Raw genomic sequence first — 14536 nt, 5'->3', positions numbered from 1 at the left:
TTTTGCCCTCATCTTCTATTTGTAATATAATAAGAATTATCTAAGCTCATAAAAGAGGTGTAAGTATGCTAGAAAATCTTGTTCAATTTAAGAATGTTTCGTATAAATATGAAGAAGAATCTGTTTATGCGGTAAACGATGTCTCTTTTTCCGTAAAAAAAGGAGAATGGCTCGCGCTTGTTGGGCATAATGGTTCTGGCAAGTCTACAATCGCTAAATTATTAAATGGTTTATTATTTCCAGAAACTGGATTTATTAAAATCGGACATTTTGTCTTAAGTGAAAAAACAATTTGGGATATTCGCAGACAAGTGGGAATGGTTTTTCAAAATCCTGATAACCAGTTTGTTGGTGCAACTGTACAAGATGATGTTGCTTTTGGTCTGGAGAATCATGGTGTTCCTCATGACATTATGGTTCAACGTGTTCATAATGCTATTTCTGAAGTGGGAATGACAAATTATAAATTGCAGGAACCAGCACGGCTTTCTGGTGGGCAAAAGCAGCGTGTAGCTATTGCTGGTGTCATCGCGTTACAACCCAATGTCATTATTTTGGATGAAGCAACCTCTATGCTTGATCCTAAAGGGCGGAAAGAAGTGATGGAGATTATACGTATTTTGCGCGAGCGAGAAGAAGTTACTGTCATTTCAATTACACATGATCTTGACGAAGTGTTATCTGCTGACCGAGTTATCGTAATGAATCAAGGACAAGTCTACCAAGCAGGCAGCCCACAAGAAATTTTTAAACAAGCGAAACAATTGAAAGAAATTGGACTTGGCGTACCGTTTATCATTGAGCTACAAGATCGTCTGACAGAACAAGGCTTATATAAGAGTGATACAGTTCTTGCGGAAGGAGCATTGCTTGAAGAATTATGGACATTACATTCGAAAAAGTAGGATATTGCTATCAAAAAAATAGCCCATTTGAAACCCGTGCATTAACTAATGTAAATGTTACCTTTAAAGAAGGGAGCTATTCCGCTATTATTGGACACACTGGTTCTGGCAAATCAACATTAATTCAACATTTAAATGCTTTGCTTCAGCCTACAGAAGGTACATTAATTATCGGAGAACGAAAAATCGTTGCGGGTGTAAAACAGAAAAAATTACGTGATTTGCGCAAACATGTGGGTGTTGTTTTTCAATTTCCAGAAGCACAACTTTTTGAAGAAACAGTGGAAAAAGATATTTGCTTTGGACCGCTTAATTTTGGCATTTCAGATGAAGAAGCTAGAAAGCGGGCACGGAAAGTCATTCGTGAAGTAGGTTTAAGCGAGGATATTTTAACGCGTTCACCTTTTGAACTTTCTGGTGGGCAAATGAGACGTGTGGCAATTGCTGGTGTGCTTGCGATGGAGCCAGATGTTCTTGTGCTCGACGAACCAACTGCTGGCCTTGATCCAAGTGGGCGTACGGAGATCATGGAAATGTTTCATAAACTACATAAAGAGAAAGGATTAACGACGATCCTTGTGACACACAGTATGGAAGACGCAGCACGCTATGCTGAGCAAATCATTTTAATGAAAAAAGGGACGGTTATTCAAACAGCCACTCCGCGAGAAATTTTCACAAAAACTGAGCAATTGCTTGAATTAGGTTTATTAGTCCCTGATGTTGTACGGTTTCAACATGAATTTGAGCAAAAATTTCAAGTTAAATTAAAAACAACCTGTTTAACCATTGAAGAACTTATTACAGCGATTACGCCATACTTAAAGAATGGCGGTGGCGAGTGATGATGGATAAAATGATTCTCGGGCGTTACATTCCAGGCGATTCGTGGTTGCACCGCATTGATCCGCGTGCGAAAATTACAGCGGTCATGTTTTTTATTCTTATCGTTTTTTTGGCAAATAACTGGCAAACTTATGGCGTATTATTTATTTATGCCTTATATCTCGTCTTCAGCTCAAAAGTACCCTTTCTTTTCTTTTTAAAAGGTTTACAACCAATTATGTGGCTTATCTTACTTACACTTATTTTGCAAATTTTTTTCACGCAAGGGGGTGCGACTTTACTTGCTATTGGTCCAATTAAAATAACAATGCTTGGTTTGTTAAATGGGGTTAGAATGTTCTGTCGCTTTGTTTTAATTATTTTTATGACAACACTTTTAACATTAACAACCAGTCCTATCCAATTAACGGATGGGCTTGAAAAAATACTAACTCCATTTAGAATAGTACGTTTTCCGGTGCATGAATTAGCGCTTATGCTTAGTATTTCTCTTCGCTTTATACCAACGCTGATGGATGAAGCCGAAAAAATTTTGAAAGCTCAAAAAGCTCGTGGTGTCGATTTTACAAGCGGACAAATAAAAACCCGTATTCGAGCGATTATTCCATTGCTTGTGCCTTTATTTATTAGTGCTTTTAAACGTGCAGAAGACTTAGCGATTGCGATGGAAGCTCGTGGATATAGAGGCGGACATGGTCGAACACGTTTTCGATTGCTAAAATGGAGCTATTTAGATACCATACTGATTATTTCACTTATTGTTCTTGCTGCACTGTTAATATGGTTAAAAAATTAAGGAGCCGTAAATACAAATGACACGATTTAAAGCAATAATTTCATATGATGGCAGTGGTTTTTCTGGATATCAAATTCAACCCAATACACGCACTGTTCAGGAAGAAATTGAAAAAGCGCTTCGAAAAATGCATAAAGGAGCACACATAAGAATTACTGCTTCTGGAAGAACAGATACAGGAGTTCATGCAGTAGGGCAAGTGATTCATTTCGATTCGCCGCTTAATATTCCAGAAGCTAAGTATCGCCAGGCTTTACAAGTCATGACGCCACTTGATATCAGCTTTTTATCAGTAGAAAAAGTTAGCACAGCTTTTCATGCCCGTTTTCATACGATTTCAAAGGAATATCGGTATGTTATTAAGCGGACGAAAATATTTGATCCATTTAGTCGCCATTTTGCATTACATTTTCCATATCATTTAGACTTGATGAAAATGAAAGAAGCTGCACAAACTCTAATCGGAGAACATGATTTTACGAGTTTTTGTTCAGCGCGTTCAGAGCAAGAAAGTAAGATACGAACGTTATTTTCGATTGACTTCATTGAGAAAGATGCGGATACACTAGTTATTTGTTATGTGGGAAGTGGCTTTTTATATAATATGGTTCGAATATTAACTGGTGCGTTACTTGATGTCGGCTGTGGTAAACTAACATCAGCAGAAATAAAGCAAATCCTGTCAGCTAAAGATCGCACGCAATTAAGCAGTAAGACTGTTTCGCCACAAGGCTTATATTTGTGGCAAGTTTCTTATTTAGAACAACCGCATTAAATAAATTCATAGAGAACATCATTGACTTTTAAGCGTAAAAATTGTATTATGGACTATGGTATTGTTTACCCCACAATAAGCCCCGGAAGGTTGTTGTGTTGAATAAAACAATAGTATATTTTATTTAGGTTTCGGAACAAGGAACGGTTCCGGGCGCTCATTTTGAAAAGATTTTAGGAGGGTAACTCATGCGTACAACTTATATGGCGAAACCTGGCGAAGTAGAACGTAAATGGTACGTGATCGACGCTGCAGGTATTCCACTAGGTCGTTTATCTAGCGAAGTAGCATCTATTCTTCGCGGTAAAACAAAACCACAATTCACTCCACATGTTGATACTGGAGACTTTGTTATTGTTATTAATGCTGGTCAAGTCGCACTTACTGGTAAAAAAGCAACTGACAAAATTTATTATCGTCACTCACAATATCCAGGTGGTTTAAAATCCCGTACAGCTGGAGAAATGCGTGCAAATAATCCTGAGAAATTAATCGAGCTATCTGTTAAAGGTATGCTTCCAAAAAATTCTCTTGGACGAGCACAATTCAAAAAATTACATGTATATGGTGGCAGCGAGCACGAACATGCAGCGCAAAAACCAGAAGTTTATACATTACGCGGCTAATTTATTTTATACAAAGGAGGAAATCTAAGTGGCTCAACTTCAATATTATGGAACAGGACGTCGTAAAAGTTCAGTAGCTCGTGTACGTTTAGTACCTGGCAGTGGTAAAGTTGTTATTAATAATCGAGATTGGGAAACTCATATTCCATTCGCAGCACTTCGAGAAATAATCAAACAACCCCTAGTTGCAACTGAAACACTAGGGAGCTACGATGTATTAGTAAACGTACATGGCGGTGGCTATACTGGTCAAGCTGGTGCCATCCGTCACGGAGTAGCTCGAGCTCTTTTACAAGTAGCTCCAGAATACCGCCCAGCACTTAAAGCAGCTGGCTTACTAACTCGTGATGCACGTATGAAAGAACGTAAAAAATATGGTCTTAAAGGTGCTCGTCGTGCGCCTCAATTCTCAAAACGTTAATATTTGGCGTTTTAAAAGCCTTTCTTGGTTATTTACAAGAAAGGCTTTTTTGTTGATCTTTAATAAAGAAGATGAAAAATATAAGAACAGAAGCACCTAAATAACGAATTTGAAAAAATGTGAAGGAATAGCAGTGAAAGATTATTTAACAGGGAGTAATATAAATGGTATCATAACAATTGACCGTGAAAATAAACAAACTCAAGTAAGTAGGTGGGGAAGAAATGTTAAATGAGCAGCAAATCACAAGATTATTATATCGATTATCTGATCCAGTTTTAGAAATGACGTTAGAAGAGACAGAAGGAGTGCTTGATATTGAGATTATTTCGTCTGAAACCGTAAGAATTTGTCTTGCACTTGCTGACCCAGAAATAGCTACCGCTGAATTTACAAAGAATATAAAAGAACTCATTGGACAGTTTGGCTTTGCAAAAATTGATATAGAGTTAGAATACTTACCTTCAGAGGTCATTGACCGGATTTATGCACTTAAAGATAATATTTTATCGGAGACAAGTCAAACTAAGTTCATTGCTGTTGCAAGTGGAAAAGGGGGAGTTGGGAAGTCAACGATAACAGCTAATTTAGCGGTGGCTCTTGCTCAGCAAGGAAAAAAAGTAGGAGTTCTTGATGCAGATATTTATGGTTTTAGCATCCCAGTCTTGATGGGTGATATGACCGCGCCAAAAAAAGAAAACGGGATAATCATTCCAGGAATATCGAATAACGTCAAAGTAATCTCCATGGATTTTTTTATAAATGAAGGGGAACCTGTGATTTGGCGCGGCCCAATGCTTGGAAAAATGATTAAAATGTTTCTTGAGGATGTGCAGTGGGGAGAACTTGATTATTTACTGCTCGATTTACCACCAGGAACCGGAGATGTTGCACTAGATATTCATACGTTAATACCTGCATGCCATGAAATTATTGTCACTACCCCACATCAAGCTGCAGCTATGGTGGCAATAAGAGCAGGGTACATGGCTCAAAAGAATAACCATACATTACTTGGTGTTGTCGAAAATATGTCTTATTTGGCATTAAACGGGGAAAACTATCCAGTCTTTGGTGAAGGTGGAGGAGAAAAAGTTGCGGAAATGTTAGAAACAGAATTATTAATTCAAATCCCAATTTCTCAGCCATCTAAAAATAAAAAGCAATATACATCTGCTATTTATCAAAAAGAAGAAATCATTGGGCAAGCCTATCAAGTTTTGGCTCAAAAACTGAGCAATCTGGTATTTATAAAATAGGAAATATGCTGAAAAATAGTTTTTTATGCATTCTAGTAAAAAAATCAGCAAAACTATTGACGAATGAATAAAAAATTGGTATATTTATAAACGTTGCTAATACGCAAAGATGTAGAAATAATTGCCCTTTGAAAACTGAATAAAAAAGAAGAAAAAGCGATGAAACGAAATGTTTCACCCAAAATTCCTAGGATAGGAAACGAAAAGTCGTTTCCATCAAAAACGTTAGTAAAAATTTGCTAGCACCGTTTAACGAGTAAGGAAGCTTATTCATACTTATGAATAAGTATTCAACATCATTTTAATGAGAGTTTGATCCTGGCTCAGGACGAACGCTGGCGGCGTGCCTAATACATGCAAGTCGAACGAACAACACGCATGAGCTTGCTCATATGTGTTCGTGAGTGGCGGACGGGTGAGTAACACGTGGGCAACCTGCCTATCAGCGGGGGATAACACTTGGAAACAGGTGCTAATACCGCATAGATCTTCGGTTCGCATGAACCGATGAAGAAAGACGCTTCGGTGTCACTGATAGATGGGCCCGCGGTACATTAGCTAGTTGGTGGGGTCAAGGCCTACCAAGGCGACGATGTATAGCCGACCTGAGAGGGTGATCGGCCACACTGGGACTGAGACACGGCCCAGACTCCTACGGGAGGCAGCAGTAGGGAATCTTCCGCAATGGACGAAAGTCTGACGGAGCAACGCCGCGTGTGTGAAGAAGGTTTTCGGATCGTAAAGCACTGTTGTTAGAGAAGAAACAGGATAAGAGTTACTGCTTATCCCTTGACGGTATCTAACCAGAAAGCCACGGCTAACTACGTGCCAGCAGCCGCGGTAATACGTAGGTGGCAAGCGTTGTCCGGAATTATTGGGCGTAAAGCGCGCGCAGGCGGTTTCTTAAGTTGGGTGTGAAAGCCCTCGGCTCAACCGAGGAGGGTCACTCAAAACTGGGAGACTGGAGTGCAGAAGAGGAGAGTGGAATTCCATGTGTAGCGGTGAAATGCGTAGATATATGGAGGAACACCAGTGGCGAAGGCGGCTCTCTGGTCTGTAACTGACGCTGAGGCGCGAAAGCGTGGGGAGCAAACAGGATTAGATACCCTGGTAGTCCACGCCGTAAACGATGAGTGCTAAGTGTTAGGGGGTTTCCGCCCCTTAGTGCTGCAGCAAACGCATTAAGCACTCCGCCTGGGGAGTACGACCGCAAGGTTGAAACTCAAAGGAATTGACGGGGGCCCGCACAAGCGGTGGAGCATGTGGTTTAATTCGAAGCAACGCGAAGAACCTTACCAGGTCTTGACATCCTTTGACCACTCTGGAGACAGAGCTTACCCTTCGGGGACAAAGTGACAGGTGGTGCATGGTTGTCGTCAGCTCGTGTCGTGAGATGTTGGGTTAAGTCCCGCAACGAGCGCAACCCTTGATTTTAGTTGCCAGCATTTAGTTGGGCACTCTAAAGTGACTGCCGGTGCAAGCCGGAGGAAGGTGGGGATGACGTCAAATCATCATGCCCCTTATGACCTGGGCTACACACGTGCTACAATGGATGGTACAAAGGGCAGCGAAGCCGCGAGGTGAAGCCAATCCCATAAAACCATTCTCAGTTCGGATTGCAGGCTGCAACTCGCCTGCATGAAGCCGGAATCGCTAGTAATCGCGGATCAGCATGCCGCGGTGAATACGTTCCCGGGCCTTGTACACACCGCCCGTCACACCACGAGAGTTTGTAACACCCGAAGTCGGTAGGGTAACCTTTTTGGAGCCCGCCGCCGAAGGTGGGACAGATAATTGGGGTGAAGTCGTAACAAGGTAGCCGTATCGGAAGGTGCGGCTGGATCACCTCCTTTCTAAGGAATAGGAAGCCTAGGATGCTTTCTTCTTCTTTTGTTCAGTTTTGAGAGGGTAACTTCTCAAAAAGATTGTTCTTTGAAAACTAGATAAAAAGTAAAGTGAAAACCACACAAACCATTGGTTTGTGTAAACCAAGACACCGAGTCAAAATAAAGCATGAACCTTCTTTGATCATCGCAGATCAAAGAACATGCCTTTCCTTATTTATAAGGAAAGAAATAAGGTTAAGTTAGAAAGGGCGCACGGTGGATGCCTTGGCACTAGGAGCCGAAGAAGGACGGGACTAACGCCGATATGCTTTGGGGAGCTGTACGTAAGCATTGATCCAGAGATTTCCGAATGGGGGAACCCCCTATCTTTTGTCAGATAGGATTCTTTTGTGAATACATAGCAAAAGAAAGGCAGACCCAGGGAACTGAAACATCTAAGTACCTGGAGGAAGAGAAAGAAAAATCGATTTCCTGAGTAGCGGCGAGCGAAACGGAAAGAGCCCAAACCAAGAAGCTTGCTTCTTGGGGTTGTAGGACACTCAAATACGGAGTAAGAAAAGAAGGAGATAGACGAAGCGGTCTGGAAAGGCCCGCCAGAGACGGTAACAGCCCGGTAGTTGAAATGTGCTTCTCTCTAGAGTGGATCCTGAGTACGGCGGAACACGTGAAATTCCGTCGGAATCTGGGAGGACCATCTCCCAAGGCTAAATACTCCCTAGTGACCGATAGTGAACCAGTACCGTGAGGGAAAGGTGAAAAGCACCCCGGAAGGGGAGTGAAAGAGTACCTGAAACCGTGTGCCTACAAGTAGTTAGAGCCCGTTAATGGGTGATAGCGTGCCTTTTGTAGAATGAACCGGCGAGTTACGATTTGTTGCAAGGTTAAGTGGAAAAAGCGGAGCCGTAGCGAAAGCGAGTCTGAATAGGGCGAAAGAGTAACAGGTCGTAGACCCGAAACCAGGTGATCTACCCATGTCCAGGATGAAGGTAAGGTAATACTTACTGGAGGTCCGAACCCACGCACGTTGAAAAGTGCGGGGATGAGGTGTGGGTAGCGGAGAAATTCCAATCGAACTTGGAGATAGCTGGTTCTCTCCGAAATAGCTTTAGGGCTAGCCTCGAAGTAGAGAGTCATGGAGGTAGAGCACTGTTTGGACTAGGGGCCCCTCTCGGGTTACCGAATTCAGATAAACTCCGAATGCCATTGACTTATCTTCGGGAGTCAGACTGCGAGTGATAAGATCCGTAGTCGAAAGGGAAACAGCCCAGACCACCAGTTAAGGTCCCCAAATATACGTTAAGTGGAAAAGGATGTGGGGTTGCTTAGACAACCAGGATGTTGGCTTAGAAGCAGCCACCATTGAAAGAGTGCGTAATAGCTCACTGGTCGAGTGACCCCGCGCCGAAAATGTACCGGGGCTAAACGTATTACCGAAACTGTGGATGAACATCGTAAGATGTTCGTGGTAGGAGAGCGTTCTAAGGGCAGAGAAGCCAGACCGAAAGGACTGGTGGAGCGCTTAGAAGTGAGAATGCCGGTATGAGTAGCGAAAGAAGGGTGAGAATCCCTTCCACCGAATATCTAAGGTTTCCTGAGGAAGGCTCGTCCGCTCAGGGTTAGTCGGGACCTAAGCCGAGGCCGATAGGCGTAGGCGATGGACAACAGGTGGAGATTCCTGTACCCGCGCTATTTGTTTGACCGAAGGGGTGACACAGAAGGATAAGGAAGCGCACAGATGGAAAGGTGCGTCCAAGCAGTGAGTGTAAGAAGTAGGCAAATCCGCTTCTTACGAAGCATGAGCTGTGATGGGGAAGGAAATTAAAGTACGGAAGTTCCTGATTTCACGCTGTCAAGAAAAGCCTCTAGGAAGAGTAGAGCGGCCCGTACCGCAAACCGACACAGGTAGATGAGGAGAGAATCCTAAGGTGAGCGAGAGAACTCTCGTTAAGGAACTCGGCAAAATGACCCCGTAACTTCGGGAGAAGGGGTGCTCTGATAGGGTGAAAGCCCGAGAGAGCCGCAGTGAATAGGCCCAGGCGACTGTTTAGCAAAAACACAGGTCTCTGCAAAACCGTAAGGTGACGTATAGGGGCTGACGCCTGCCCGGTGCTGGAAGGTTAAGAGGAGCGCTTAGCGTAAGCGAAGGTGCGAATTGAAGCCCCAGTAAACGGCGGCCGTAACTATAACGGTCCTAAGGTAGCGAAATTCCTTGTCGGGTAAGTTCCGACCCGCACGAAAGGCGCAACGATCTGGGCACTGTCTCAACGAGAGACTCGGTGAAATTATAGTACCTGTGAAGATGCAGGTTACCCGCGACAGGACGGAAAGACCCCGTGGAGCTTTACTGCAACCTGATATGGAATGTTTGTACAGCTTGTACAGGATAGGTAGGAGCCAAAGAGCCGCGCGCGCCAGCGTGCGAGGAGGCAATGGTGGGATACTACCCCTGCTGTATGACCATTCTAACCCGCCACACTTAGCGTGTGGGGAGACAGTGTCAGGTGGGCAGTTTGACTGGGGCGGTCGCCTCCTAAAGAGTAACGGAGGCGCCCAAAGGTTCCCTCAGAATGGATGGAAATCATTCGCAGAGTGTAAAGGCACAAGGGAGCTTGACTGCGAGACTGACAAGTCGAGCAGGGACGAAAGTCGGGCTTAGTGACCCGGTGGTACCGCATGGAAGGGCCATCGCTCAACGGATAAAAGCTACCCCGGGGATAACAGGCTTATCTCCCCCAAGAGTCCACATCGACGGGGAGGTTTGGCACCTCGATGTCGGCTCGTCGCATCCTGGGGCTGTAGTCGGTCCCAAGGGTTGGGCTGTTCGCCCATTAAAGCGGCACGCGAGCTGGGTTCAGAACGTCGTGAGACAGTTCGGTCCCTATCCGTCGCGGGCGCAGGAAATTTGAGAGGAGCTGTCCTTAGTACGAGAGGACCGGGATGGACGCACCGCTGGTGTACCAGTTGTTCCGCCAGGAGCATCGCTGGGTAGCTATGTGCGGACGGGATAAACGCTGAAAGCATCTAAGCGTGAAGCCCCCCTCGAGATGAGATTTCCCATTTCGAAAGAAAGTAAGATCCCTGAAAGAAGATCAGGTAGATAGGTTTGGAGTGGAAGTATGGCGACATATGGAGCGGACAAATACTAATCGATCGAGGACTTATCCTTAAAAAAGACTCTTGGAGTCAGGTTTAATCACCCTTTTTATCTAGTTTTGAAAGAATCATCTTTCAATGAATAAGTCTGGTAGCAATGGCGAGAAGGTCACACCCGTTCCCATCCCGAACACGGTAGTTAAGCTTCTCTGCGCCGATGGTAGTGGGGGGCTTCCTCCTGTGAGAGTAGGTCGCTGCCGGGCTTTGATTTTTATTCCACAGTAGCTCAGTTGGTAGAGCAATCGGCTGTTAACCGATCGGTCGCAGGTTCGAGTCCTGCCTGTGGAGTTTTTGCATATCAATAAGGATTTGCCGCTTTAGCTCAGTTGGTAGAGCGCTTCCATGGTAAGGAAGAGGTCGCCGGTTCAAGCCCGGCAAGTGGCTTATATAAAAAAGAATTTGTAATTTTTACAAGTTCTTTTTTGATATGAAAAATTAATTATCATTTAGATTGAACTTATGGTCTAATTATAATATACTTATTGTGTAAAAAAACAATCGGGAGCTGAGATTTTGAAAGATAAAAAACGAAAAATTATTACTACCGCGAAAGAAATATTCCGAAAAAAAGGTTATTTACTGACTTCAGTGGCTGATATTGTCGAAGCTAGCGGAATTTCAAAAGGAACGTTTTATAATTATTTTACATCAAAAGAAGAGTTGGCCATTGTCATTTTTAAACAAGAGTACTCGGTTTTGTATCAGAAGTTGGACCGTATTATAACTGATGAAGCCAAAACCAAGGAGCTAAAAGAGAAGTTTATTGAAGCACTTCATTTGATGATTCGATTTCATAGTAAAAATGCGGAGATATTGAATATTTCTTTTTCACAAGCGATGATTGATGATGATTTTAATCAATTTTTATCAAGTGTGAGGCTAAAGAGTTTGGAATGGATTAAAAATCAAATTTTGCTTGTTTATGGAGAAGAAACAGCACCATATGTTAATGACTTAACGTTAATGCTTACAGGGATTACGTTTATGTTTGTTTTTGCAAGTGGGGCTGTTAGTGAGGAAATGCGTTTGCTTGATGATGTTGTGCCATATATTGTACATCGATTAGATGCTTTAGTCCAAGATATTGTTAAATCTGGAGAAGTCATGATTACAGAAGAAGTATCTGCTTGTTTTGTACCAAAGCAAGCTGGATTAAGGAAAAAGCGCATGGCCGAATTAAGAAAAAATGTGGAAGAACTAACTTTGCAAATTGATAAGTTAGGGATTTCTGACTCTGATAAGTGGCAATATAAAGAATCATTAAATGCAATCCTAGCTGAGTTAAACAATAATGAGGTACCACGTGATTTTATTATTCAAGGGACGTTGCTTTATTTAAAACAGCAAGCGCCACGAGCGATTGAAAAAAAAGTGCTGCTTCTTGAGGCAAATGTTAATGCGCTTTTATAGTAGTTTGAACAAATGAGTCATTTCGAGTTGACTATGTAGTATATTTTTATTATACTACATATATATTGTTGAAATGTTTGAGGAAGGGGACTTTATAATTGGATAGACTAACAAGTGATAAACCACTTGATGTGCATGGAAAGCCGTTTAATCGTGCACTTCTAGTTACAACGATGATTATTGGGGCTTTTGTGGCTATACTTAACCAGACAGTTCTTGCGACAGCTTTACCAATGATTATGAAAGATTTAAAGATTACAGCTTCGACAGGGCAATGGTTGACCACTGCTTTTTTACTAACAAATGGGATTATGATCCCAATTACAGCTTTATTGATTGAACGAATTAGTTCAAAAATACTTTTTACGTCAGCAATGTTTGTCTTCCTAATTGGGACAATTATTTCAGCTTCAGCTGGAACGTTTGGGATGTTGCTAACAGGGCGTATTATCCAAGCTGCTGGTGCAGGGATTATGATGCCGCTTTTACAAACGATCTTCTTGCTCATTTTTCCTAGAGAAAGGCGTGGCGCTGCAATGGGGCTTATGGGGCTTGTTATTGCCTTTGCTCCAGCGATTGGGCCGACACTTTCTGGTTGGATTGTCGATTCGTATGATTGGCATTATTTATTCATTGTCATCATTCCAATTGCGGTACTTGATATTATTTTATCTTTTATTGGTATGAAAAAAGTTGTTGAATTGAAAAATAAAAAAATCGATTATTTATCGATTGTGCTATCTACTGGAGGATTTGGTTCACTCCTTTATGGATTTAGTTCAGCGGGGAATGATGGGTGGAGTGATCCAGCTGTTATTACGACGTTAATTATTGGTGTTGTGTTTATTACACTGCTTATTTGGCGCCAATTAAAAATTGCCAATCCAATTCTTGAATTCCGTGTCTTTAAGTACCCTATTTTTTCATTATCTGTCATTTTAAGTTCAATTGTGATGATGGCAATGATTGGTGCTGAAATTGTTTTACCATTATACGTACAAAATATTCATGGTGAATCAGCTTTTCATTCAGGATTACTGCTGCTTCCAGGTGCGTTGTTAATGGGGATTATGAGCCCAATTACAGGTAGAATTTTTGATAAAGTAGGAGCTAAATGGCTAGCTACTTTGGGTCTTGCGATTCTAGTTGGAGGTACGATTCCATTTATTTTCCTTACTGCAGATACACCACTTTGGTATATTATATTATTCTATGCTGTGCGTTTCTTTGGGATTTCAATGGTGATGATGCCAATTAGTACGGCTGGCATGAATGCACTCCCAAATCATTTGATTAATCACGGTTCTGCGGTTATTAATACGATGCGTCAGATTGCAGGATCCATTGGAACTGCTATTTTGATCACTGTGTTAACAAATGTTACAGATGATGGCATGCCAAGTAAGTCGCTTGCAGTAACTAATCATGCGGCTTATGCTAAAAAAGCAATGGATGCTAGTCTTAATGGGATGAATGCAGCATTTTTGGTCGCTGTTATTTTTGCTATTCTTGGTTTGATTTTGAGCTTTTTCATAAAAAATAAACCAAAAGAAGGCAGCTCCGCAAAGTATTTACAAAAGTAATTTAAAAACACGTTTCCGCAGCGGGAAGCGTGTTTTTTTTATCCAAAAATGATAAGATTTTATGTAAGTAAAATGAGAAAGAGGAAGTGGGAAAATGAAAATTGGATTTATTGGACTTGGAAATATGGCGACTGCAATTATTGAAGGTATTTTGAGAAAAGCACTTTTACCTGCTAAAAATATTCATGTAGAAAGCCGTACGACCGAAAAAGTAGTCGATTATAGTAAAAAAACAGGTATTACACCTGAAACAAATCCAGTTGATCTGGTCAAAAAAGTAGATGTGCTTATCGTTGCTGTGAAGCCGAATATGTTTGCAGATGTTTTGCAACCTTTACAAGAGGCAATCAAGGCTAATCAACCACTTATTATTTCGATTGCAGCAGGGCTTTCACTTGAACATTTGGCAAAAATGCTCCCTTCTGAAAGCCGAATTATCCGAGTTATGCCCAATGTTAATGCGACAATTGGGGAGTCAATGACAGGGATTTCTCCAAATGAACAGGTAAATGAAAATGACACACAATTAGTACAACAGATATTTGATGCAGTGGGTAAAACGATGTTAATTGAAGAAAAAGAATTTGGGATTTTTGCTGCCATTGCTGGAAGTTCTCCGGCCTTTACTTACTTATATATTGATTCACTAGCGCGTTCGGCTTTAAAAGCTGGTATGGCAAAACAAAAAGCAGTTGAAATTGCTGCACAAGCTGTTCTTGGTAGTGCAAAAATGGTTCTAGAGAGCAATGAACATCCTTTTGCTTTAATCGATAAAGTTTGTTCACCCGGTGGAACAACAATTGCAGGCGTTTCAGCATTAGAAGATGAAGCGTTTATTGCTACTGTGATGAAAGGTGTCGAAGCAACGATTGAATGGGAAAAAAGAATGTCTTTAGGAAAATGATTTTTTAGAAA

General features: G+C 41.9%; 10 protein-coding genes, 2 tRNA genes and 3 rRNA genes. All 15 read left to right on the top strand.

Translation table 11 applies throughout. The features are described from left to right. Positions 1 to 65: 65 nt before the first annotated feature. The 15 genes from G6Q10_RS08650 to proC all read left to right on the top strand — a co-directional run bounded on the left by G6Q10_RS08650 (position 66) and on the right by proC (position 14525). Positions 66 to 905 (top strand): energy-coupling factor ABC transporter ATP-binding protein, encoded by an 840-nt coding sequence (locus tag G6Q10_RS08650; RefSeq protein WP_163655133.1) that lies wholly within the window; start codon positions 66 to 68, stop codon positions 903 to 905. Further along, positions 881 to 1750 (top strand): energy-coupling factor ABC transporter ATP-binding protein, encoded by an 870-nt coding sequence (locus G6Q10_RS08645; RefSeq protein ID WP_163655131.1) that lies wholly within the window; start codon positions 881 to 883, stop codon positions 1748 to 1750. The genes G6Q10_RS08650 and G6Q10_RS08645 overlap by 25 nt, the downstream gene beginning before the upstream one ends. Beyond that, a complete protein-coding gene (locus G6Q10_RS08640) occupies positions 1750 to 2547 on the top strand; it encodes an energy-coupling factor transporter transmembrane component T family protein (protein ID WP_163655129.1) in 798 nt (265 codons plus the stop codon). Before G6Q10_RS08645 ends, G6Q10_RS08640 begins: the two co-directional genes overlap by 1 nt. A 16-nt stretch (positions 2548 to 2563) precedes the next feature. Then, complete coding sequence (truA, locus tag G6Q10_RS08635; RefSeq protein ID WP_163655127.1) at positions 2564 to 3322, top strand: tRNA pseudouridine(38-40) synthase TruA; 759 nt, start codon at positions 2564 to 2566, stop codon at positions 3320 to 3322. Between the two features lie 188 nt (positions 3323 to 3510). Beyond that, positions 3511 to 3948 (top strand): 50S ribosomal protein L13, encoded by a 438-nt coding sequence (gene rplM / locus G6Q10_RS08630; protein ID WP_163655125.1) that lies wholly within the window; start codon positions 3511 to 3513, stop codon positions 3946 to 3948. 28 nt (positions 3949 to 3976) lie between these two features. Further along, positions 3977 to 4369 carry a 30S ribosomal protein S9 gene (gene rpsI / locus G6Q10_RS08625; RefSeq protein WP_163655124.1) on the top strand — a complete coding sequence of 131 codons (393 nt, stop codon included), beginning with the start codon at positions 3977 to 3979 and terminating at the stop codon, positions 4367 to 4369. A gap of 224 nt (positions 4370 to 4593) precedes the next feature. Continuing rightward, positions 4594 to 5628, top strand: a complete 1035-nt coding sequence (locus tag G6Q10_RS08620; protein WP_163655123.1) for a P-loop NTPase — start codon at positions 4594 to 4596, stop codon at positions 5626 to 5628. 300 nt (positions 5629 to 5928) lie between these two features. Further along, a 16S ribosomal RNA gene (locus G6Q10_RS08615) occupies positions 5929 to 7481 on the top strand. Between the two features lie 226 nt (positions 7482 to 7707). After that, positions 7708 to 10641: ribosomal RNA gene (locus G6Q10_RS08610) — 23S ribosomal RNA — on the top strand. 74 nt (positions 10642 to 10715) lie between these two features. Continuing rightward, positions 10716 to 10831: ribosomal RNA gene (gene rrf, locus G6Q10_RS08605) — 5S ribosomal RNA — on the top strand. The 16S, 23S and 5S rRNA genes sit together here with 2 tRNA genes alongside, the layout of an rRNA operon. A 12-nt stretch (positions 10832 to 10843) precedes the next feature. Continuing rightward, positions 10844 to 10916: transfer RNA gene (locus G6Q10_RS08600), tRNA-Asn, on the top strand. A 23-nt stretch (positions 10917 to 10939) separates the two neighbouring features. Beyond that, positions 10940 to 11012: transfer RNA gene (locus G6Q10_RS08595), tRNA-Thr, on the top strand. A 129-nt stretch (positions 11013 to 11141) separates the two neighbouring features. After that, positions 11142 to 12038, top strand: a complete 897-nt coding sequence (locus G6Q10_RS08590; RefSeq protein ID WP_163655121.1) for a TetR/AcrR family transcriptional regulator — start codon at positions 11142 to 11144, stop codon at positions 12036 to 12038. 173 nt (positions 12039 to 12211) lie between these two features. After that, positions 12212 to 13621: an MDR family MFS transporter gene (locus G6Q10_RS08585; protein ID WP_163655839.1), complete on the top strand. Its 1410-nt coding sequence runs from the start codon at positions 12212 to 12214 to the stop codon at positions 13619 to 13621. A 94-nt stretch (positions 13622 to 13715) separates the two neighbouring features. Then, positions 13716 to 14525 (top strand): pyrroline-5-carboxylate reductase, encoded by an 810-nt coding sequence (proC, locus tag G6Q10_RS08580; RefSeq protein WP_163655119.1) that lies wholly within the window; start codon positions 13716 to 13718, stop codon positions 14523 to 14525. The last annotated feature ends 11 nt before the right edge of the window (positions 14526 to 14536 follow it).

The sequence above is a fragment of the Listeria sp. PSOL-1 genome (genome assembly GCF_902806445.1).
Taxonomy (GTDB): domain Bacteria; phylum Bacillota; class Bacilli; order Lactobacillales; family Listeriaceae; genus Listeria.
This window is presented reverse-complemented; position numbering and strand designations above follow the sequence as displayed.